Origin of the sequence: Stenotrophomonas sp. 22385 (assembly GCF_052045085.1) — a bacterium.
Classification (GTDB): Bacteria; Pseudomonadota; Gammaproteobacteria; order Xanthomonadales; family Xanthomonadaceae; genus Stenotrophomonas.
Map to the genome: position 1 here is coordinate 1,023,098 of NZ_JBQEOG010000001.1, position 21,587 is coordinate 1,044,684.

Annotated in this window: 17 protein-coding genes; 8 read left to right on the forward strand and 9 right to left on the reverse strand. The window is 65.6% G+C overall.

All coding sequences use genetic code 11. From position 1 onward, the window contains the following. Positions 1-114 precede the first annotated feature (114 nt). Both ACTJI4_RS04365 and ACTJI4_RS04370 read left to right on the forward strand, forming a co-directional pair. Positions 115-336 (forward strand): hypothetical protein, encoded by a 222-nt coding sequence (locus ACTJI4_RS04365; protein ID WP_392920714.1) that lies wholly within the window; start codon positions 115-117, stop codon positions 334-336. 583 nt (positions 337-919) lie between these two features. Beyond that, complete coding sequence (locus tag ACTJI4_RS04370) at positions 920-1,408, forward strand: hypothetical protein (RefSeq protein WP_440868611.1); 489 nt, start codon at positions 920-922, stop codon at positions 1,406-1,408. Between the two features lie 179 nt (positions 1,409-1,587). Here ACTJI4_RS04370 and ACTJI4_RS04375 read toward each other — a convergent pair whose 3' ends face one another. Further along, positions 1,588-2,985, reverse strand: coding sequence for a serine hydrolase domain-containing protein (locus ACTJI4_RS04375; RefSeq protein WP_392920709.1), 1,398 nt, complete (start codon positions 2,983-2,985; stop codon positions 1,588-1,590). Between the two features lie 142 nt (positions 2,986-3,127). Next, positions 3,128-4,720, reverse strand: coding sequence for a GMC family oxidoreductase (locus tag ACTJI4_RS04380; RefSeq protein ID WP_392920706.1), 1,593 nt, complete (start codon positions 4,718-4,720; stop codon positions 3,128-3,130). Positions 4,721-4,861: 141 nt separating this feature from the next. On the opposite strand from ACTJI4_RS04380, the gene ACTJI4_RS04385 reads away from it, so the two are divergent. Next, positions 4,862-6,199, forward strand: coding sequence for an NTP/NDP exchange transporter (locus ACTJI4_RS04385; RefSeq protein WP_392920703.1), 1,338 nt, complete (start codon positions 4,862-4,864; stop codon positions 6,197-6,199). Between the two features lie 28 nt (positions 6,200-6,227). After that, positions 6,228-6,584 carry a DUF1304 domain-containing protein gene (locus ACTJI4_RS04390; RefSeq protein ID WP_392920700.1) on the forward strand — a complete coding sequence of 119 codons (357 nt, stop codon included), beginning with the start codon at positions 6,228-6,230 and terminating at the stop codon, positions 6,582-6,584. Positions 6,585-7,100: 516 nt separating this feature from the next. On the opposite strand, the gene ACTJI4_RS04395 is transcribed toward ACTJI4_RS04390, so the two are convergent. From ACTJI4_RS04395 to ACTJI4_RS04405, 3 genes are all read right to left on the reverse strand, one after another. After that, positions 7,101-7,574, reverse strand: a complete 474-nt coding sequence (locus ACTJI4_RS04395; RefSeq protein ID WP_392920697.1) for a hotdog fold domain-containing protein — start codon at positions 7,572-7,574, stop codon at positions 7,101-7,103. 64 nt (positions 7,575-7,638) lie between these two features. Further along, a complete protein-coding gene (locus ACTJI4_RS04400) occupies positions 7,639-10,116 on the reverse strand; it encodes an acyl-CoA dehydrogenase (RefSeq protein ID WP_392920695.1) in 2,478 nt (825 codons plus the stop codon). After that, positions 10,113-11,033, reverse strand: a complete 921-nt coding sequence (locus ACTJI4_RS04405) for an alpha/beta fold hydrolase (RefSeq protein WP_392920692.1) — start codon at positions 11,031-11,033, stop codon at positions 10,113-10,115. Before ACTJI4_RS04405 ends, ACTJI4_RS04400 begins: the two co-directional genes overlap by 4 nt. Positions 11,034-11,209: 176 nt before the next feature. Here ACTJI4_RS04405 and ACTJI4_RS04410 point away from each other — a divergent pair, with 176 nt between their 5' ends. Continuing rightward, positions 11,210-11,812: a TetR/AcrR family transcriptional regulator gene (locus ACTJI4_RS04410; protein ID WP_068853700.1), complete on the forward strand. Its 603-nt coding sequence runs from the start codon at positions 11,210-11,212 to the stop codon at positions 11,810-11,812. A gap of 141 nt (positions 11,813-11,953) precedes the next feature. Here ACTJI4_RS04410 and ACTJI4_RS04415 read toward each other — a convergent pair whose 3' ends face one another. The 3 genes from ACTJI4_RS04415 to hslO form a co-directional block, all read right to left on the reverse strand. Then, positions 11,954-14,719, reverse strand: coding sequence for a TonB-dependent receptor (locus ACTJI4_RS04415; protein WP_392920688.1), 2,766 nt, complete (start codon positions 14,717-14,719; stop codon positions 11,954-11,956). Between the two features lie 368 nt (positions 14,720-15,087). Then, entirely contained in the window at positions 15,088-15,912 is an 825-nt protein-coding gene (locus ACTJI4_RS04420; protein WP_179197306.1) for an XOO1806 family protein, read from the reverse strand. Between the two features lie 152 nt (positions 15,913-16,064). Further along, entirely contained in the window at positions 16,065-16,958 is an 894-nt protein-coding gene (gene hslO, locus ACTJI4_RS04425) for an Hsp33 family molecular chaperone HslO (protein ID WP_440868612.1), read from the reverse strand. Between the two features lie 83 nt (positions 16,959-17,041). On the opposite strand from hslO, the gene mtgA reads away from it, so the two are divergent. Genes mtgA through ACTJI4_RS04440 form a run of 3 tightly spaced genes read left to right on the forward strand, consistent with a single transcriptional unit; the run spans position 17,042 to position 19,241 of the window. Further along, the gene (gene mtgA, locus ACTJI4_RS04430; RefSeq protein ID WP_440868613.1) at positions 17,042-17,791 is read left to right on the forward strand and encodes a monofunctional biosynthetic peptidoglycan transglycosylase; all 750 of its coding nucleotides are present in this window, start codon (positions 17,042-17,044) and stop codon (positions 17,789-17,791) included. A 39-nt stretch (positions 17,792-17,830) separates the two neighbouring features. Next, positions 17,831-18,850: a glycosyltransferase family 2 protein gene (locus ACTJI4_RS04435; protein WP_440868632.1), complete on the forward strand. Its 1,020-nt coding sequence runs from the start codon at positions 17,831-17,833 to the stop codon at positions 18,848-18,850. Continuing rightward, entirely contained in the window at positions 18,810-19,241 is a 432-nt protein-coding gene (locus ACTJI4_RS04440) for a CBS domain-containing protein (protein WP_392920680.1), read from the forward strand. The genes ACTJI4_RS04435 and ACTJI4_RS04440 overlap by 41 nt, the downstream gene beginning before the upstream one ends. Positions 19,242-19,422: 181 nt before the next feature. On the opposite strand, the gene ACTJI4_RS04445 is transcribed toward ACTJI4_RS04440, so the two are convergent. Beyond that, positions 19,423-21,405, reverse strand: a complete 1,983-nt coding sequence (locus ACTJI4_RS04445) for an AsmA family protein (RefSeq protein WP_440868614.1) — start codon at positions 21,403-21,405, stop codon at positions 19,423-19,425. Positions 21,406-21,587: the final 182 nt, after the last annotated feature.

The following is a 21,587-nucleotide window of genomic DNA, read 5'->3' on the forward strand; positions in this document are numbered from 1 at the left end:
CCTCGCCCGCCTGGAAGGAACGGCCGCCCCGCGCGGCCGTTTTTTTTTTGCCTGCGCCCGCCACCGTCCGCTTGCCGACGTCCATTACGTTATCCGTGCGTGAGGGATGGCGAGATGATCGACGCGCTCGAACCGTCGCTGCCGCGCTCATGCCGGACGGTATCCGGATGCCGACACGCAGGTCATGAGTTCGCGTCGCGGATCCCATCGATGCGCGTCGTCGCACCGGCGAACGGGTCATCGGCGCACGTCACCGGCACGAATCTGGCGACGACTACTGCCCAAAAGTTTGCGCAGTTCTGCAAATCCGGACGCAAAAAGCGTTCGCGGATGTGAAAAGTTTTCGCCCCTGTTTTGTTCCCGTGCGGGAAGCCGTTGCGATGCCGTCGCTGCGGGTGCCGGTTGTGGGCGGCAACGTCGACGAAGCCGCAGTGTCGGATACGAAAGTGCTTCTTTTAAGTGGTTTTCTTTCAGAGCGTCGTCGCTGGAGCGGATGCTCGCGCGCGCGCAACGAGTGTCGAAGGGGTGGCGCCGAGCGCTTGGGGTGGGGTTTGGCAAGGTGCGCTGAAGGGCGTCCATGTGAATTTTTTTCGCGGGGGTTGTTGACAGTGAAAAAAAGCGTGATTAGGTTTCGCCCAGCAGACCTTGCCTGCCAAAACGAGTGAGCCGAATCGACATCCAGTTGCGAAGCACAACCAGAACATCCGCCGCGCGTCCCAAGACGGTGGAGTCGGCTTCGCTACCTCCGGTGAAATGCAAGAGCACCCCGCATTCGATACCTGCCTGGCATCCTGTGGCAGGTATTCCCGTATCCGTCACGACGCGCTCGACGCGACGGCGGTCCCCGCACAGCAGTAACGGCGGGTTTGCTTTACCTGGGCGTTTCAACTCCATAGATCACTGACGAGGAGCCAATCCCATGGCAACCAAGAAAGCTGCGAAGAAAAAGCCGGCCGCCAAGAAGGCCGTGAAGAAGGTCGCCAAGAAGGCGGCTGCCAAGAAGGCCGTGAAGAAGGTAGCCAAGAAGGCGGCTGCCAAGAAGACGGTGAAGAAGGCAGCCAAGAAGGCGACTGCCCGCAAGGCAGTAAAGAAGACGGCAAAGAAGGCGGTCCGCAAGGTCGCCAAGAAGGCCGCCGCCAAGAAGACCGCAAAGAAGGCAGCCAAGAAGACTGCCAAGAAGGCCGTCCGCAAGGTAGCCAAGAAGGGCGCTGCCAAGAAGACCGCCAAGAAGGCCGTCCGCAAGGTAGCCAAGAAGGCCACCGCCAAGAAGGCCACCGCGCGCAAGCCGGCAGCCAAGAAGGCCTCGGCCAAGAAGGCAGTGAAGAAGGTCGCCAAGCGCAAGCCGGCGGTCCGCAAGAAGAAGGCTGCACCGGTCGCCCTGCCGGCAACCCCGGCACCGCTGATCTGATTCATTCCCGATAGCCGTACTGAAACCCCCTTCCCGGCAGCCCAGCGGGAGGGGGTTTTTTTTGCCCGCACGAAAAGCCCCTCCCGCGAGGGATCAGCCCCATGTTGATCCCGGCCGGTCATGAAAAAAAGGGCGACCCGTAGGCCGCCCTGTACTGCATGCGGTACACCTCGCTGGCGTTACCTGGGCGACGCCACCGCCCGATCCGACGACACGCCCTTGCGCTTGCCCGGGGCCGGCGTGCGGTCTTCGGTCATCAGGTTGTCGCTGCCGAAATCGGTATCCACGTCCAGCCAGCGCTGGGTGGGCAGGCCCATGGCCGCGTCGAGCACCGTAGGCAGCAGGCCGCTGGGCAGGCTGCTCTCGCCGTTCCACATGATGGCAATGCCCAGGTCGCGTTCGGGCACCAGCGCCACGAGGCCGCGATAGCCCTGCACGGCACCGGCATGGAAGATGACTTCATGCCCGGCGTAATCGAAATTGCGCCAGCCCAGCGCGTAGCCGGCCGAATTCAGGCGCTCGCGACGCCACCCCGAGCGCATCTCACCCGGAGTGTTGATCAGGGTCGAGTGCAGCGTGGCCAGCAACGGCGCAGGCAGCACGTCGGGGCGGTGGCCGGTGTGCGCCAGCAGCCACTGCGCCATGTCGCTGGCACTGGCATTGACGCCCGCAGCGGGGGCCAGCCGGTAGTAAGTCGGTTTCGGGCTCAGCGACACCCAGCCGTTGCGGCTGCGCACGTGCGGGCGCGCCCAGCGCGAGCTGGCCTGGATACCGGCCAGACCCAGGCTTGCATCGTCCATCCCCAGCGGTTTGAACAGGCGGCGTTCCACCGACTGTTCGTAGAAGCTGCCCGACGCGGCGTAGACCACGTCGCCGATCAGGCTGAAAGCGACGTTCTGGTACGCGTAGCAGTCGCCGGGCAGGCATTTGAGCGAGGTCGAGGCCAGCTTGTGGGTGAGCGTGTAGTACTCGGCGTTGGCCTCCACGTCACGATCGTAGGCGTTGTAGGGCAGGCCAACCCGGTGGCTGAGCAGATCGGCCACGGTCAGCCGCTCGGTGGCCTCGGGGCTGCTGAGTTGGAAACCGGGCACGTAGTCGGTGACCTTGCTGTCCCAGCGCAGCGTGCCGTCATTGACCAGCAGGCCGGCCATGGTGCCGGCAAACGCCTTGGACAGCGATGCCAGGCGGAACACGGTGTGCGCATCGACCATCTGGGGGTTGTTGACGTCGGTCACGCCATAGCCGCGCGCGCTGAGCACGCGGCCGCCCTGCACGATGGCCACTGCCATGCCCGGTACGCGCTCGCCATAGGTGAGCTGCTGGGCCATCGACTCGATATTGGCCACGTTGAACCCGGGCGCAGGCGGCAGCACCTTCGGGTTGGCCGTGGTGGCCCGGTACGCGGCCGGCTGCGTGTGCGGAATGGCGGACACGGCGCTGTTCTCGATGTTGACGGGGAACGCGGCCGGTGTCGCAGTGGGCGTCTGTGCGGTGGACGACATCGCGATGGGCATGAGCATGCCCAGCAATCCGGTTGCCGCCGAACGGATCGGTCGGCGCCTGCTGTTCTCTTTCATCGTTTGGGGCCCGTGCGCAACTGCTGGGGCCGATTCTAGCGCTGCTTTTCCTGATTGCACAAACGAAGCGAAGATGAATGCGTATCGCATTGAAAAGGCGCGGTTTTTGCATCGACCGGGCCGCTTGTGTCCGATGCCCTGTTCAGCCGGCGGGTACGGGCGCCCCCAGCCAGCGCGCGGCGCGTTCGGCGATCATCATCGTGGGGGCATTGGTGTTGCCGCTCACCAGGGTGGGCATCACCGAGGCGTCCACCACGCGCAGACCCTGCACGCCCCGAACGCGAAGCTGCGGGTCGACTACCGCATCGTCCCGCTGGCCCATCGCACAGGTCCCCACCGGGTGGTAAATGGTTTCGGCCTTGGCGCGGATGAAGGCGTCCAGTGCGGCGTCATCCAGGTCTTCACGGGCCGGGAAGATCGGCGCACCACGCCAGCGGTCAAAGGCGGGCTGGGCCAGGATCTGGCTGGACATGCGTACGCAGGCCTTCATCATGGCCAGGTCGTGCCCCTCCGCATCGCCCAGGTAATTGGCCTCGATCCGCGGTGCCGAGGAAGGGTCGGCATCGCGCAGCAGGATCCGTCCCCGGCTGCGCGGACGCAGGGCGCACGCATGCAGTGTGTAACCGTCGCCTGGCAGACGGTGGCGGCCATGGTCGTCCAGCATGGCGGGGACGAAGTGGAACTGCACATCGGCACCATCACCCTGCGCCAGCGGCGAGCGGGCGAAGCCGCCGGCCTCGGCGATGTTGCTGGTGCCGGCACCGCGACGCCCGCGAAGGAAATAGTCGAAGGCGATGCGCGCCTGGTTGCTGCGGTCGTAGCTGACACCCGGCCGGGTGTGTACCAGCGTGCAGATGTCCAGATGGTCCTGCAGGTTGCCGCCCACGCCGGGCAGGTCCACGCGGGTGCTGATGCCGTGCGCGCGCAGCTGCCGGTGCGGGCCGATGCCCGAGAGCATCAGCAGGTGCGGGGAGTGGATCGCGCCGGCGCTGAGGATCACCTCGGCGGCCGCCTGTGCATGCCGGTGTGCGCCACGGTGGCGGAAGTACACGCCGCTGGCGGTGTCGCCCTGGAAGCTCAGCGCACGCGCGCGGGCACCGGTGAGCACGGTGAGGTTGCGCCGGCCGCGCGCGGGGCGCAGGTAGGCGGTGGCGCTTGAGCAGCGCACGCCGTCACGCTGGGTGACCTGGTACAGGCCGACGCCTAGCTGGTGGTCACCGTTGAAGTCGTCGTTGCGCGCATGACCGGCCTGCACGGCGGCCTCCAGGAAGACATCGGAGAGGGGATTGTGGTGGCGCAGGTCGGACACCGACAGCGGCCCGGCATCGCCATGCCAGGCGCTGGCGCCGCGGCTGTTGGCTTCGCCGTGCAGGAACCAGGGCAGCACGTGCGACCAGTCCCAGCCGGTGGCGCCGGCGGCAGCCCAGCCGTCGTAGTCGGCCGCCACGCCGCGCACGTAGCACATGGCGTTGATGGCGCTGGAACCCCCGAGCACCTTGCCGCGCGGCCACCACAGCCGGCGGCCGTCCAGTGCCGGCTCGGGTTCGGTATACAGGTTCCAGTTGATGCGACGGTTGTTGACCAGGCGCGCCAACCCGGCCGGCATGTGGATGAAGGGGTTGCGGTCGCGCGGGCCGGCTTCGAGCAGCAGCACGCGGCAGTGCGGGTCGGCGCTGAGCCGGTTGGCGAGCACGCAGCCGGCCGAACCGGCGCCGACGATAATGTAGTCGTACATGTCCGTTCCCCAACGGTGATGGCATGAGCATAAGGCAGTGCACCCCTAGCGATGTTGCGGTGCATCGTTTACCGTGCGCGCTTTGCTGCCCGGAATCCCCACGATGCTGCCGCTTCCACGCCTGTGCGGGACCTGCGCGCGATGAACACCCCGGACCCGACCCCGCCGGCGCAGCCCGGCCTGCGCGCGGCGCTGCGCCAGTCGCCGCCGCTGTTCTGGGCCTGCGTGTATTTCTTCTGCCTGCTCAGTGGCTACTACGTGCTGCGCCCGGTGCGCGAGGCGATGGCGGCCTCGGCCGACCTGCAGACGGTGTTCCCGCCGGCGCTGATCGCGTGGTTCGATGGCCATGGCATCGCGCTGCAGGACTTCGTGCTGCAGGTGCTGTTCACCTGCGTGTTCGTGATCATGGTGGTGCTGCAGCCGCTGTACGGGGCGCTGGTGAGCCGCTACCCGCGGCGGGTGTTCCTGCCGGCGGTGTACGGCTTCTTCATCGTGACGCTGCTGGGCTTCTACGTGCTGTTCGACAGCGGGGTGCCGGGGCGGGGCATGCTGTTCTTCTTCTGGACCACGGTGTTCAACCTGTTCGCGGTGGCGGTGTTCTGGAGCTTCATGGCCGACGTGTTCTCCAACGTGCAGGCGCGGGCGTTCTATGGCTACATCGGGGCGGCCGGCACGATCGGCGCGTTCCTGGGCCCGACGTTGACCTCGACGCTGGTGCAGCGGGTGGGCATCGCCAACCTGATGCTGGTCTCGGCCGGCTTCCTCACGGTCTGCCTGTTCTGCATCTGGCGGCTGCGCCTGTGGGCGGTGGCGCGCGAGCAGGAGCTGCAGCTGGCCTCGGGCGAGGCACCGATGGGCGGCGGGGTGCTGGACGGGCTGAAGCTGATCGCGCGCGAGCCGCTGCTGCGCTGGTTGGCGCTGATGGTCGTGTTCGGGGTGGGCATCGGCACGCTGCTGTACAACGAGCAGGCCTCGATCGTACGCCGGCTGTACACCGACCCGGCAGCGAGCACGGCGTTCTATTCGCGGGTGGACCTGGCGATCAACGCGCTGACGCTGATCCTGCAGCTGGGTCTGACGCGCTGGCTGCTGTCGCGCTTCGGCATTGCGCCGGCATTGTTGATCCCGGGCTTTGCGATCATCGTCGGCTTCTCGGTGCTGGCCGCCTCGCCGCTGCCGATGCTGGTGGCGGTGGTGCAGGTGATGACGCGCGCCAGCGAGTTTTCGCTGGCCAAGCCGGCCCGCGAGACGATCTTCACCCGGGTGGACCGGCAGTGGCGCTACAAGGCGGGCGCGGCGATCGACACGGTGGTGTACCGCGGCGGCGACCTGACCTTCGCGTGGGTGCACAAGGGGCTGTCGCTGTTCGGCTCGCACGCGGTGTTCGCCGGCGGGCTGGTGGTGGCGTGCATCATGACGGCGGCGGCTTTCGGGCTGCTGCGCGAAGAAAAGAAGCTGCCGGTCGAGCGGCCGGAGTAAGCTTCCTCCCTCTTGCTGAGGATTGCCCATGTACTGGACCGCACTGATCCTGACCCTGGTGGTCGCGCTGCTGCACGTGTACTTCCTGGTGCTGGAGATGTTCCTGTGGACGCGCCCGCTGGGCCTGAAGACGTTCCGCAACACGCCGGAGAAGGCGGAGATCACGCGCGTGCTGGCGGCCAACCAGGGCCTCTACAACGGCTTCCTGGCGGCGGGCCTGCTGTGGGGGCTGTTTGATCACCTGCCGATGCTGGTGAACTTCATGCTGGGCTGTGTGATTGTTGCCGGCTGCTATGGCGCCTACAGCGTCAACAAGCGGATCTTCTTCATCCAGGCCGTGCCTGCGATCCTGGCGGTGATTGCCTGGCAGTTCGTGCCGGCCTGACCCGCCCTGCGGTAGGTACCGACCGTTGGTCGGTGCTCTGTCCGCCAAGAGCCACAGCCCCAGGTCTGCGAACTCGCTCGCGCTGGGCCGGCGGGTGTGGGTTTGCGGGACACGCCGTGAATCCGTCCGTGGAGGCTTGTAGAAAACACCCCTGTTTTCTACAGTCCCGCAAACCCACCCCCGCCGACCCTCGACAGTGGGTTGGGGGCCACGGGAGATCAAGGGCGGCTCCGATCATTTTGATGCGTTACCGGGCGTTGGTGCGTTCCGTGCGTTCGTTCGGGAACCGAACCTACCACCGGCACAGCGTAGGGACACGCCATGCGTGTCTGCTTTTGCCCACCGCACGCGACCACCTGTCGGGGGCGGCCGGCGGGTAGCCCCCGGAGGGACTGTCAAAAACATGGATGTTTTTGACAAGCCTACATGGATGTATTCACGGCGTGTCCCGGAGCGGGGCTACCCGACGGCCGCCCCAGCTCGTATGAAGTGAGACGCTGCCGTTGGCGCAGAAACTCAACCGCGCTTGACCGGCGACACCCACATATCAATCCGCGCTTCGAACACCACCGTTCCGGCGGTATCACGCACCTGCACATTCACCGGCAACGCATAACCCGCGTCGGCACTGACAATCGCCTGCGCAGGCGTGGCCACCGCATGCTGGGTGCCGGTCGCCTTGGCCAGGTATTTGACCTCCATGCCCTTGGGGATCCAGCGCATGCCCTTGGGCAGCGAGGCATCGACCATCAGGCCGGCGGTGAGTTCGGCCAGGTTGCACAGCGCGATCGCGTGCACGGTGCCGATGTGGTTGGTGACCTTGCGCCGGTGCGCGATGCGGCCTTCGCAGCGGCCCGGTTCGAGCAGGGTGATGCGCGGGGCGATGCTGGCGAAATAGGGCGCCTTGAAGCACACCGCACGCGAAAACAGCCACTGGCCGGCCGGCCAGCGCTGCATGCGGTGGTACAGGTTCAACAGGGGAGCTGCCACGGTGTGTCTCCTCAAAAAAACGGCGGACCGAAGTCCGCCGTTGTCGTTCATGCATGCGCAGCCGTTACGCTGCCTGCGACTGGGCGTCCTTGCGTTCGCGGTCGTAGTAGCTGGCCGAACGCAGTTCGTGCGGCTCGAAGTCGTCTACCGTGATGGTGTCCATCGTCAGCGTACGCAGTTCTTCCAGCAGCGTGCGCTCGTCCTGGGTGATCACGCCTTCGGCCACGGCTTCGTCCAGCTGGGCATTGAAGTCCAGCGCTTCGATACCCTTGGTCTTGAGCGCCTTGATGAACTTGCGCTCCACCGGCTCGGCCATGATCGCCTTGGACAGGTAGCTGTTGATGCGGCCGCCCGGGTTGTTCTCGCACGGGGTCAGGAACACGCCATTGGCCAGGCGGTCGCGGGCTTCGTTGGGCGCCATCAGCAGCGCGGCCACGCGGTGGCCCAGGCGGTCGCCCGGGGCCTCGGCGCGGCGGCCGAACGGGAAGATCAGCAGCCACATCAGCCAGCCGATCGGGCGGATCGGGAAGTTGCGCAGGGCCGCCGACAACGATTCTTCGATCTTGTGCACGCTGTCGTGGAACGCCCAGGCCAGCAGCGGCTGGTCGGCCACCGGTGCGCCTTCATCGTGGTAGCGCTTGAGCATCGCGCTGGTCATGTACACGTGGCTCAGCACGTCGCCGAGGCGACCCGACAGCGATTCCTTGAACTTCAGCTTGCCGCCGAGGGTCATCATCGAGATGTCGGCCATCAGCGCCAGGTTGGCCGAATAGCGGTCCAGCTTGCGGAAGTAGCGGCGGGTGTAGGCATCGCCCGGGGCCGCACCGAAGCGCGCGCCGGTCAGGCCAAGCCAGAACGAACGCACCGCGTTCGAGATGCCGAAGCGGATATGCCCGAACAGGCTGCGGTCGAACGCCTGCAGGCCAGCCTTGGTATCGGGGTCCTGCGCCGCCTTCATTTCCTGCAGTACCCACGGGTGGCAGAGGATCGCACCCTGGCCGAAGATCAGCAGGCTGCGGGTCATGATGTTGGCGCCTTCCACCGTGATTGCGATCGGTGCGGCCTGCCAGCTGCGGCCGGCAAAGTTGCGCGGTCCCAGGATGATGCCCTTGCCGCCGATCACGTCCATGACATCGGAGATCACTTCGCGGCTCATGGTGGTGCAGTGGTATTTGGCGATCGCCGACGGCACCGACGGCACGTCGCCGCGGTCGACCGCCGCAGCGGTGGCCTGGCACAGCGCGCTGATCGCGTAGGCCTTGCCGCCGATCCGGGCCAGCGCTTCCTCCACGCCTTCAAAGCGACCGACCGACAGACCGAACTGCTTGCGGATGCGCGCGTAGGCGCCGGTGACCACCGCGCCGGCCTTGGCACCGCCACTGGCAGTGGAGGGCAGGGTGATCGAGCGGCCCACGGCCAGGCACTCGTTGAGCATGTTCCAGCCCTTGCCGGCCTTCTCGGCACCGCCGATCAGCTGGGTGAGCGGAATGAACACGTCCTTGCCGCGGATCGGACCGTTCTGGAAGGTCGAGTTCAGCGGGAAGTGGCGACGGCCGATTTCAACGCCGGCGGTGTCGCGCGGCAACAGGCCCAGGGTGATGCCGATGTCGCGGGTGGGGCCGATCAGGCCGTCCGGGTCGTACATGCGGAACGCCATGCCGATCAGCGTCGCCACCGGGGCCAGGGTGATGTAGCGCTTGTCGAAGGTCAGCTTGACGCCGAGCACCTGCTCGCCGTTCCACTCGCCCCTGCAGACGATGCCGTAATCGGGAATCGAGGTCGCATCCGAGCCGGCGAACGGGCCGGTCAGGCCGAAGCAGGGCACTTCGCGGCCGTCGGCCAGGCGCGGCAGGTACTGGTCCTTCTGTTCCTGGGTGCCGTAATGCACCAGCAGTTCGCCCGGGCCGAGCGAGTTGGGTACGCCGACGGTGGAGCTGACCACGCTCGACACCGAGGCCAGCTTCTGGATCACCTTGTGGTGGGCCAGCGCGCTGAAGCCCAGGCCGCCGTACTCCTTCGGAATGATCATGCCGAAGAATTTGTTCTTCTTGATGAAGGCCCACAGCTCCGGGGGCAGGTCGGCGTACACGTGGGTGATTTCCCAGTCATTGACCATCGCGCACAGCTCTTCCACCGGGCCATCCAGGAAGGCCTGCTCTTCAGCCGTCAGCTGCGGCTTCGGATAGTTCAGCAGCTTGTTCCAGTCGGGGTCGCCGGTGAACAGCTCACCTTCGAAGCCGACCGAGCCGGTTTCCAGCGCGATGCGCTCGGTCTGCGACAGCGGCGGCAGCACCTTGCGGAACACCTTCATCATCGGCGCGGTCAGCAGCGGCTTGCGGATGAACGGCAGCAGCAGCGGCACGGCGATGACGGCGACGATCGCCGCCGCCACGATCGTGGCAGTCTGGTTGATGTAGGGAACGAACCAGCAGGCAGCCAGCAGCACCAGGCTGACGAGCGTCCAGGTGATCAGCCGCATCCGATGGTAGGCAACGATGGCGCCTGCCAGCAGGATGGCGAGGAAGGGAACGACAATGCTCATGAGCGTGCTCCGGTGACGTGCTCGGTTGTGGCGGACTGTGCCACGGCGGAGGCCGAGGGCAACACGTCCAGGTAGTCCAACACAGTAGCGGTAAAGGCGTTGTTGTCGTCGCCGGCGACCATGTGCGTGGCCTCCGGCAACTGCACGTGGCGTGCGTGCGGCACCAACGCCAGGAATTCGGCCACCGTTTGCGGGGTGACCAGGGTGCTGCGCCCGCCGCTGACCAGCAGCACCGGGCATTTCACCTGGCGCGCTGCGTCTGCAAGCGCGTCCTGGTGCTGTTCGCTGTCGCGCGCCAGTTCGGCAACCAGGCGCGGGTCCCAGTGCCACCGCCAGCGACCATGGCCGTCGTCGCGCAGCAGCGCGCGCAGCGCGTCTTCCGACTTGCGCGGGCGGTGCGGCAGATAGGCCGAGATCACGTCGGCCGCCTGTTCCAGTGAGGCGAATCCTTCCGGATGCGCGGTCATGAACATCAGGATCTTTTCGACCCCGGCGGTGTCCCAACGCGGGGTAATGTCCACCAGCACCATCGCTGAGAACAGACCCGGCCAGCGCGCTTCGGCGAGCAGACCGAACAGCCCGCCCATCGACGCGGCCACCAGGATCGGCGGCTGCGGCTGTTCGCCGGCCAGCACGATCAAGTCATCGGCGAACTGTTCGCCGTGATAGGGCAACGTGGCCGGGTTCCAATCGGAGTCGCCATGGCCGCGCGCATCGTAGGCCAGGGTCTGGTAGCCGGCGGCGGCCAGCGACTGCGCGGTAGCGGTCCAGGCGTGCCGGGTCTGGCCGAAGCCATGCGCGAACAGGACCGTGCCGCGGCGCCCGGGAGCCGAACGGGTTGCCGCCAGGACTGCGTCGTGCGCCGCAACGAGGCGCTCGTCGGTGGGGGCGGGCTGGAAGGGGGCGGGGGTTACCATACTTGCTAGTATGGACCTGGCTTTGGGCATGTCAATACTCTCTAGTATGGTCGGGGTCGCGCGCCAGCCACGCGGGACGTGGCGGCATGGGTACGGCCCGACGGCGCAGGGCTTTTCAGGCCGCGGTTTCGGCCAATTCCACACAAACCGACCCCGGCGTATGGTTAAATCAGGGCATGAATGAACCTGAAGCTTCCGCCGGCGAGCCACGTGCCGGCCGCAACAGCCGCCTGAGCGCGGAAGACTGGGCGCAGGCCGCCTTGGATCTCATCGCTGAACAGGGGGTCGGCGCGGTGGCGGTGGAGCCGCTGGCGCGGCGACTGGGGGTCACCAAGGGCAGTTTCTATTGGCATTTCCCTTCGCGCGACGCGCTGCTGCAGGCCGCGCTGGAGCGTTGGGAGCTGTTCGAGCAGGAGCAGGTGTTCGGCAGCCTGGAAGACGTGCCCGATCCCCGCGCTCGCCTGCGCCAGCTGTTCCAGGTGGTGGCGCACGAAGTGCAGCCGCACATCATCTACAGCGAACTGCTGAAGGCACTGGACCACCCGATGGTGCGCCCGGTGATCGACCGTGTGTCGCATCGTCGCCTGGAATACCTGGTGGCCTCGTTCCGCCAGGCCGGGTTGAGCCGCACCGATGCGCAGCATCGCGCGCGCTTGGCCTATGCGGCCTACGTAGGCTTCCTGCAGTTGTCGCTGCAGCTGCAGCAGCCGAAGCCGGCGCGTGAGGACTTCGAAGCGTACGTGGAGCATGTGATCGAGACGTTGATCCCGATCGGCTGAGCCAACGCTGCCGGCAATGCAGAAGGCCGCGGAGACGCGGCCTTTTTTCATGTCCGCAGGCCGCTGCGCACGTGGCCATGCACAAAAGACAACGGCCCCTTCCGGGGCCGTTGCTGCATCAGGTACCGATCAGTGGATCGATCAGAACTTCTGCTTGTACTGCACGTAGTAGTAACGGCCCGGCAGGTCGTACTGCGGGTCGAACATGTTGTACGACACCGAGTAGGAGACCGGCGGCTGCTTGTCCCACACGTTGTTCAGACCCAGCATGACGGTGCCGTTCCACGGGGTGTTGTAGCGGAACTGGACGTCGTGGTAGGTGGTGGCACCGATGTGGTTCTTCTGGTTGTCCGGATCCGAGCAGTAACCGCGGGTAGCCGGTCCCAGGAAGCAATCTTCGGTCATGCCGGACTTGTAGCGCAGGCCGTAGTTGACGCCGAAGTCACCGAAGGACCAGTCGACGTACAGGTTGGAACGGATGCGCCAGTACGGATCCTGGTTCAGGTAGTCGCCCTGGCGGCCGTCGACTTCAGAGTCTTCGGTAGCCTTGGTTTCCCACTTGCTCAGGTAGGTGCTGTCCCAGCTGATGCTGAACTGGCCGAACGAGGTTTCGGGCAGACGGTAGGCAATGCCCAGGTCCCAGCCTTCCACGTTGTAGGAGGACAGGTTCAGCAGCGGCATGTTGACGTTGGTGATCGCGTAATGCTCTTCCGTCGTGCCGTAGTTCGGGTCGCGGAAGATAAGGCCGCAGTACTCAGCCTGTTCCTGCGCAGTGCCGCTGTAGCAACGGGTCATGATGTCGTCGATCGACGGACGGGTGATCGAGTCTTCAATTTCGATCTTCCACCAGTCCAGCGTGACGTTCAGGCCGGTCACGAAGCTCGGGCTCCACACCAGGCCCAGCGTCTTGCTGGTCGAGGTTTCCGGCTTCAGGTTCGGGTTGGACTGCCAGGTGAACGGCTCAACGGTCTGCAACGGACCCGGTTCGCCATCGGTGTTCGGCTGGACCAGACCAGCCGGAACGCCCTGGCTCTGGCAGATCGCCAGGACCTGGCCGGTCGGGTTGTTGGCCTGGGCGCAGGGATCAGCGTAGGTTTCGAACGAGTCGGTGTCGCCGCGGTACAGGTCGTTGATGCTCGGCGCGCGGAAGCCTTCCGAGTAGTTGCCGCGGATCATCAGGTCGTCGATCGGCTTCCAGCGGAACCCGAACTTGTTGTTGGTGGTGTTGCCGAAGTTGCTGTACTTCGAGTAGCGGGTTGCCACGCTGAAGTCCAGCAGCTGGGCGCCCGGCAGGTCAGCCAGCACCGGGATCGACAGTTCGAGGTAGACCTCGTCCAGGTCGTAGCCACCCTTGGTCGGGCTGGCGCCGTTGCCGGTGCTCAGGCCCGACGCGATGAAGGCGTCCGGATCGAACTGACCGCTTTCCTTGCGGTACTCGTAACCGGCTGCGAAGGCCAGGTCACCGGCCGGCAGCGGAACGATGGTGCCGGAGATGTTGGCGTAGTAGCCCTTCGATACCTGCGACGCGGAGTCATGCGCGGTGAAGGAGGTGTAGTCCAGCGCTTCCTGCGAGATCGAGCCCAGGCCACCCAGCGGGTTGATCGGGGCGCAGCCCGGGATCACCGTGCCGGTTGCAGCCAGCGAGGTGACGCAGACCGGATTGCCGGTGATCGGATCGATACGCGACGGGCCATAGGCTTCCGCCAGGCGCGCCGTGTTGAACAGGCCGTAGGTCAGGTCGTTCTGGTCGGTCTTGTCGTAACGGTAGCCGACGTCCCAGTCGAAGGTGCGGTCAGCGAATTCGAAGAAGCCTTCGAAACCACCATAGAAGTGCCAGTTCTTGACGTTCTGGTTGAACGAACGGCCGCCGGTTTCATTGAAACGACGGTTCACGCCGGTCAGGTCGACGCCGTACGGGTTGTACATGCTGCTTGCGCTGAGACGCTGGCCGGTGACCGGCATTGCGGCCAGCAGCTGCTCGGACTTGCGCTCGTTGTACATCGCTTCCGTACGGAAGGTGATGTTGTCGGTGACGTTGTACGAACCGGAGGCGAACAGCGAGGTGCGCTCGTTCGGGGTCAGCAGGTAGTTGTCCGGCGCGGTGTTGTAGCCGTGCACGTTGCTGACGAACGGGGTTTCGACGCCGTTGACGATGATGTAGCGCGAACCATTGCGGACGTACGAGCCCGGGATGCCGGTGCCGCTCTGGCCGCTGAAGAACGGCGGGCCACCGGCGGAGATCTTGCGATCACCGGCCATGACTTCGCGTTCGTTGACGTAGGAGGCGCCGATCATCACCGACGCGCGGTCGGTGGTGGTGCCCAGCACGAAGTCGGCGGCTTCACGCTCGCCGTCGCCCGCGCTGTACTGGCCCTTGTAGAAGTTCGCTTCCGCGCCGTCGAAGTCCTTCTTGGTCACGATGTTCACAACGCCGGCGATGGCGTCGGAACCGTAGATCGTCGAAGCGCCATCCTTCAGCACGTCGATGCGCTCGACCATGGCCACCGGAATGGTGTTCAGGTCGACGCTGCCGTCCAGGCCGGTGGTCCAGCGGCGGCCGTTGACCAGCACCAGAGTGCGCTGGCTGCCGAGGTTGCGCAGGCTGATGCCGGCCGAACCATCACCACCGTTGTTGAAGGTGCGGTTCAGGGCGGCGCCGTTGGCGGCGACGCGCTGCAGCACATCGGCGATCGAGGTGACGCCCTGCTTGTCGATGTCCGCGCGGCTCAGGCTCAGCACCGGCTGCGAGGTCTCGATGTCGGTGCTCTTGATGCGCGAACCGGTGACCGAGATGCGGTCCAGGTTGGTCGTATTGGCGGCTTCCTGCGCCTGCGCGGTGGCGCTGCCGGCCGCGACGACCAGTGCAACGACCACTGCATCACGCAGCTTGTTGGACTTAAAGTTCATTGCTCTCTCTCTCCAAGGGAATCTTGGGTATTCACTGGGGTGTTTGCCTCAGGCGGTGCCAATAGAGAGCACCAAAGACCACGAGGCTGACTCGATAGTAACTGCCACTTGAAAAGAATTAAAGTAGCGTTAATGAAGTCTGTGATCTGTGTGAAATTCGGCAAAGTCCTTGTGGATCAAGGCCCTTGGAAGAGTTATAAGCGTCAGATGGCTCAAGTGTTAATAAAATGTTAACAAAATAGTTGCAGTTGTTTTGTCACGCTCTGTATCAGGCTGGCGTGTTCAGCGACCCAGGCGGGCAGTCTGGAACGACAAAGGCGCGCCAGTGGCGCGCCTTTTGCGGTCTTGCAGGTCATCGAAAAGCGGACTCAGAGGTCCTGCTCGTACCGCACGTAGGGCACGGTGCCCTCGTCGGTGCTCTCATTGCGCGGTGCGAAGGGGTTCTTGCCGCGGGTGATCACGTTTTCCGCGCCGACCGTGAGCTGGCCGCTCCACGGGGTACGCCAGGTCAGGCCCACGCCCAGCCCTTCCCATTTGCCGGGCTGGCCGGGCACATCGACCACGCGGCCGATGATGTTGCCGCTGAAATTGCCGTAGCCGGCCCCCAGGGTGAGGCTCTTGCTGTCCCAGCGGTCCACCAGGGCCGGGGACACGTCGGACAACGGCACCAGGCGCGCCTTGGCATACGTGCCGCCGATGGAGACGAAGCCTTCGCGGCCAATGTTCTTCTGGCCGAACACGGTCAGGTCGTTCTGCTCCGCGCGCAGCGCCGGGGACTTGTTCGGACCGGCCAGCCACGCGGGCAAGGTGTCCTTGCCGGTGCCGGCGGTAATGCCGACGCGACCGCCGGGGCGGTTGAACGCAGCGGTACCGGTGACCCGGCGGCTCAATGCGTTGTCGTCCTCGTCACCCAGGCTGGCCAGCATGCAGTGGCTGGCCAGTCCGCTGATGCTGGTGCCGCGGCTGCTGTTGCAGAGCAGGCCGAGGGAATCGCCGGAGGACAGCCCGAAGGCGGCATCCAGCGAACTGCGCCCGAAGTGCCAGCGGGCGCCGGCGGCCTGTTCCCCGGTGGGTTCCAGATACAGCAGGGCTTCCACCTTGCCGCTGCCCTTGTTCCAGACCGGAATCACGGTGCTGTCCTGACGGGCCTTGGACTGCGCATAGGCGCCCGGGATCGCGGCGAGGGCGATCATCAGGGCCAGCGGTAGACGCAAAAGGGCGCGCATGGGAACTCTCAGACAGCGGTGATGAGCACAAGTTCCCGCCGGAGCGGGACACTGATCCTAGGGTGTTTATGAATTCTTAACAAGTCTTGGTTCTCCCCAGAACAAAACTCGCCCGGTCGTTACTGAAGCCGTTCAGGTGCCGGCGAGGAAACAGCGGCATCGCGGAACAGTATGTCGAATTCCGTCAACGGAAAGTGATACTCCCGTCCGCAGAATTCGCAACGGATTTCGACCGCCCCGGTGGGCTCGGCGGCAGCGCGGGCCTCGGCTTCGCCCAGTGACTGCAGCATGCCCTCCACCCGCTCGCGCGAGCAGGAGCAGGCAAAGCGGAGCGGGCGCTCGCCCAGCAGCTCGGGCGCCTCTTCATGGAACAACCGGTGCAGCAGTTCATTGCCGGCAACGTCCAGCAGCTCCTGCTTGCCCAAGGTCTCGAACAGCGCACTGGCCCGGGACCAGCCGTCGGTATCTCCCTCATCGCCGGGCAGCTTCTGGAGCAGCAGGCCAGCGGCGCGGTCGCCATCGGCTGCCAGCAGCAGGCGGGTGGGAAGCTGTTCGGACTGGCGGAAATAGTCTTCGAAGGCCTCGTCCAGGCCGGATGCGCCCAGCCCGACCAGGCTCTGGTAGCGCTGCGGTTCGCGCGGGTCCAGCCCCGGGTTCTCAATCGTGATGGCCAGCAGGGCATCCTCTCCCAACGCGGTCAGGTCGCGCGGGGCGTCGCCTTCGCCGGACAGCTGCACGATGCCGCGCAGGGTGCCGATGGCGGTGCACTCGGCAAACAGCGTGCGCATGGCGGTGGCGCTGCGCAGCTGGATCGACAGCCGGCCGTCCACCTTGGTGTGGCCGGTGAACAGGGCCGAGGCCACGGTGGCCTCGCCCAGCAGCTCGGAGGCGGCCGGCGGGTAGGTGCCGTGCGAGAGGATCTGCTGCCAGCTGGCGTCAAGGTGCACGTGTACCCCGCGCACGCCGGCATCGGGAAGCAGGAAACGGACAAGGGAATCGGTCTGGGCGGTCATCGGGTCGGTGGCTGCGCTTAAGTAATGAGGGCGTGTTGCCGGATAATGCGCCGACAACCGTGCAAGCAGAGGATGCACCAGTAATGGGGGCAGAGCGCAGCAACCACAAGGCCGAACCGGGCCTGGAACCGACCCGCCGGCGCCGCTGGCGCTGGAAACATCTGCTATGGCTGCCGGTGCTGTTCGTGGCCGGCAGCGTGCTGCAGGTAGCCGTGCTGCGCTTCATCGACCCGCCGCTGTCGACCGTCATGCTGTGGCGCTATGGCGAAGCACTGGGCCAGGGCGACTGGGGCTACCGGCTTCACTACCAGTGGCGCGATCTCGACCAGATGGCGCCGAGTCTGCCCATCTCGCTGGTAGCCGCCGAAGACCAGCGTTTTCCCGTGCACAACGGCTTCGACCTGCAGGCCATTGAAAAGGCGCGCGACCACAACGCGCGCGGTGGGCGCCTGCGCGGCGCCAGCACGATCAGCCAGCAGGTCGCCAAGAACCTGTTTCTGTGGCAGGGCCGCAGCTGGATCCGCAAGGGGCTGGAAGTCTGGTACACGCTGCTGATCGAAACGCTGTGGCCGAAGTCGCGGATCCTGGAGATGTACGCCAACATCGCCGAGTTCGGTGATGGCATCTACGGTGCCCAGGCTGCATCAAAGCAGTTCTGGAACAAGGAGGCCGCGCGGTTGTCGCCGGCTGAAAGCGCAAGGCTGGCGGCGGTTCTGCCGGCCCCGCGCCGCTACAACGCCGCACGGCCCGGCCCTTACGTGCAGCGCCGCGCCGCCTGGATCCAGCGCCAGGCGCGTCAGCTCGGTGGCGACGCCTACCTGCAGCATGAGTAGGCATGCATGTCGGTGACCGCGCACCGCTACAATCCGGGCATGTCAGACGAACGCCTTACCCTGGTCATTGCCGCCCACAACGAAGCCCTGGCGCTGCCGATGCTGCAGCCGCGCCTGCGCGCGGTGCTGGATGGTCTGGAGGGTATCGAGGGCCGGATCGTATATATCGACGATGGCAGCACCGATGCCACCTGGCAGGTCATGCTGGAACTGGCGGCGGCCGACGATCGCGTGGGCGTGCTGCGCCTGTCGCGCAACTTCGGCAAGGAGGCGGCACTCACGGCCGGGCTGGACTTCGTGGACGGCGGTGCGGTGATGATCCTCGATGCCGATGGCCAGGACCCGCCGGAGTTGATTCCGGAGTTCGTGGCGCTGTGGCGGCAGGGGTATGACAACGTATATGGCACCCGCCAGGTGCGCGATGGCGAGAGCTGGCTCAAGCGCGCTACCGCGGCGGCGTTCTATCGGGTGATAGGCCGGATGTCCAGGATTCCGATTCCGGCCGACACCGGAGATTTCCGCCTGCTGTCACCGCGCGCGCTGCAGGCGCTGGGTCAGCTGCGTGAACGCCACCGGTTCATGAAAGGGCTGTTCGGCTGGGTGGGTTTCCGCCGCGTCGCGCTGCCGTACCACCGGCACGCGCGAATGGTCGGCAACAGCAAGTTCGGGCTGTGGAAACTGTGGAACTTCGCACTGGAAGGGATCACCAGTTTCTCCACGGTACCGCTGCGCGCGGCGACCTACCTGGGGCTGGCCACGGCCAGCGTCGCGTTCGTTTTCGGGCTGTGGGTAGTGGTGAAGGCGGCACTGTACGGCGACCGGGTGGCCGGCTACCCCACGATGATGGCGGTGATCCTGTTCCTGGGCGGGGTGCAGCTGATCGCGCTGGGGCTGATCGGCGAGTACCTGGGCCGGCTGTACGAGGAGTCCAAGCAGCGGCCGCTGTATCTGGTTGACACCTGGCATGCACCGTTCGTGGCAGACTCGGCCGTGCATCCCATCGGTGGAGGGCAGCGAGATGGCCACGGTACGGCAGCTGTTGGAAGGCAAGTCCCCTGAGGTTTTCGCGGTAGGCCCGGAGTCGGCCGTGATCGACGCGATCCGGTTGATGGCCGACAAAGGCATCGGCGCCGTTCTGGTGATGGACGGCCGCAGCCTGGTCGGCATCCTGTCCGAGCGCGATTATGCGCGCAAGATCGTGCTGCATGACCGCTCGTCGCGGTCGACGAAGGTCAGCGACATCATGACCGCCAAGGTGGTGACGGTCGCGCCGTCAGAGCAGGTGGAACACTGCCTGCAACTGGTCACCGACTACCGCATCCGCCACCTGCCGGTGGTGGACAGCGGCGGCGTGATCGGCGTGATCTCCATCGGCGACCTGGTGAAATCGGTGATCGACGAACAGGCCCGGAAGCTGGACCAGCTGCAGCAGTACATCGTCGCCGGCTGAGCTGCCAGTGGCGCGGATGTCGCCGGTAGGCATCGACCGTTGGTCGATGCACTCGAAGAGCAGCGTTGCAGTTGTTCCGTGCTGGGGCGGCCGACAGGCAGCCCTCTACGGGACACGCCGTGAATCCATCCATGGAGGCTTGTCAAAAACATCCATGTTCTTGACAGTCCCTACGCGGGGTTTACTTCGCGTAACGACCACCACAATTCGAATCCTCACCCGGCCCGGTTTCAATCGTGGCCAGCAGCGCCGCCGGCGGGGCAATGCTGCCCAGCGTGAGCGCGATCGCACCACGCAGCCCCAGTGCCTTGAAGTCAGGCCGGAACGATGGATCCTTGAACGTGCCGCCGATGCGCAGCGGCGAACGCAGCGCCAGGATGCTGATGTCCTTCGGACGGGGGCGCAGCAGAAGGTCGAGCTTTTCCTGCTTCAGGTCCACCGTGCCTTCTCCAAGGATCAGCGTATCGGTGGTATCAAACGCCAGCTGCTGCGAGGTCATCAGGCCCTGCTTCACGCCGAAATCTCCCCATGCGCAGCGCAGCGGAATCTGCTTGTCACCGGTGAACAGGAACTTCAGCGATTCGGCTACGTCCAGGCCGGCCAGTTCCATGATCAGGTTGCCGACGTGACCGCGACCGATGCCCACCGCAACACCGCCATCGGAGCTGCCCAGCATGGACGCGATGGAGTTGCCGCTGCCGCTGAGGTTGATCTCACCACTGATGCCACCGGAGGCCTGCTCGGCAAGCTTCGCGTCGGGGAACAGCCCGCCCAGCTGCACTTTGCGGATGCTGGCCTTGAGTTGGGTGGCGATGGTCGGCTTGCGCGCATCCATGCGGATGGTGCTGCGGATGTCGCCGCCGGCCACGCCGAAGTTGAGCGGTTCCAGACGCAGCAGGCCATCGTCCAGCTTCAGGTGCGCGTCCATGTCGTCCAGCGGCAGCGCCGGGGAGTTGATGCGCTGCGCTTTCCAGTGCACATCGGCATCCATTGCGCGCAGCTTGCTGAGATCATACGGGGTGTCCGGAAGCACGCGCGCCTTCACCGCGAGCGCGGCGGCCTTGGCCTTCTGTTCGGCATTGGCTGATTCGCCGGCGCCGGTCTTGGGCGGTGCGCCGACGAAGCCGGCAAGATCATCGAAGTCCAGGCGCTTGGATACCAGGTCGGCCTTGAGGAAGGGCCGCTCTCCACTGACATCGATCTGCGCGGTACCACCCAGGTCGCTGTCGCCGGCGACCCCGGTGAAGTTCTCGTACCGCCAGACATCGTTGTTGCGCTTGAGGCGGCCTTTCAGGCGATACGGCGGTGTGGAGGGGATGGCCAGGCCGATCAGGGGGTACAGGTCTTCCATGTCCTGCCCGCTCAGCGCGAAATCAAGATCGAAAGTGCGCAGCGCGAACGGGTTGGTCAGGGTGCCGCTGGCAATGGCGCGGGTACTGCCGGCACGGCCATCCAGATGGATGCGGAACGGATGATCGCTGTTGGTCAGTTCCAACGGCGATTCGGTGTTGCCCGCCAGCGTGAACGGGTTGCCCTGCCAGCGGCCTTTGCCGCTGACGAGCAACGGCGGTGCACTGTCGGCAGTGCGCGGCTTGCCACTGGAAATGGCGACCAGGATGTCGGTCTTTCCAGCGGCATCAAGGAATTTCAGGCGGCCATCGTCGACCAGCAGGCGTTGCAGGACGGGCGGCTCGCCATCGCTGGGCCCAAGAAAATCCCAGTTGCCGGGCTGGTCCTTGCCAGGCGCGGTTTCCAGCAGCAGGTCGGGGCGGGTAAGGCGGATTTCGGGAATGCGGATATTGCCGCGCAGCAGGGGCCAGGCGCGCAGGTCGATCTCGGCGCGGTCGGCGCTGGCCATTCGCGGGGTCTTGGACCATTCGGCATTGGCAAAGGTGAGCCCATCGGCGCGCACGGTAAGGGTGCGCCCGAGATCGACATCCAGATTGCCCCCGATATGGAATTCCCGGCCGGTCTTGGCCTGCACGGCGCGTTCGACGGGGCCCTTGAACCAGTTCCAGTCCCACAGCGCGATCACCAGCAGGATCAGCGCGCACAGGAACACCAGGACCGCCAGCCAGCGCTGTCCGCGCTTGCCGGGGCGGCGCAGACGCCAGCGTGAGCGGGAGGAGGGCGTATCAGGCGTAGGCGCGGGGACGGTATTCACCCACCCATCCTTGCCCGTTCATCGTGCAGGTAACGCGAAGCATTGGTAAGGATCGCGTCAGTGTGGCGCCAAAAGCCAAAGCGCGTGCTGTTCACGTTTACGAGCTGGGGCGGGCGGGGGTATGCCATTGCGGGACACGCCGTGAACCCATCCATGGGGGCTCGTTCGCGCCATCCATGGCG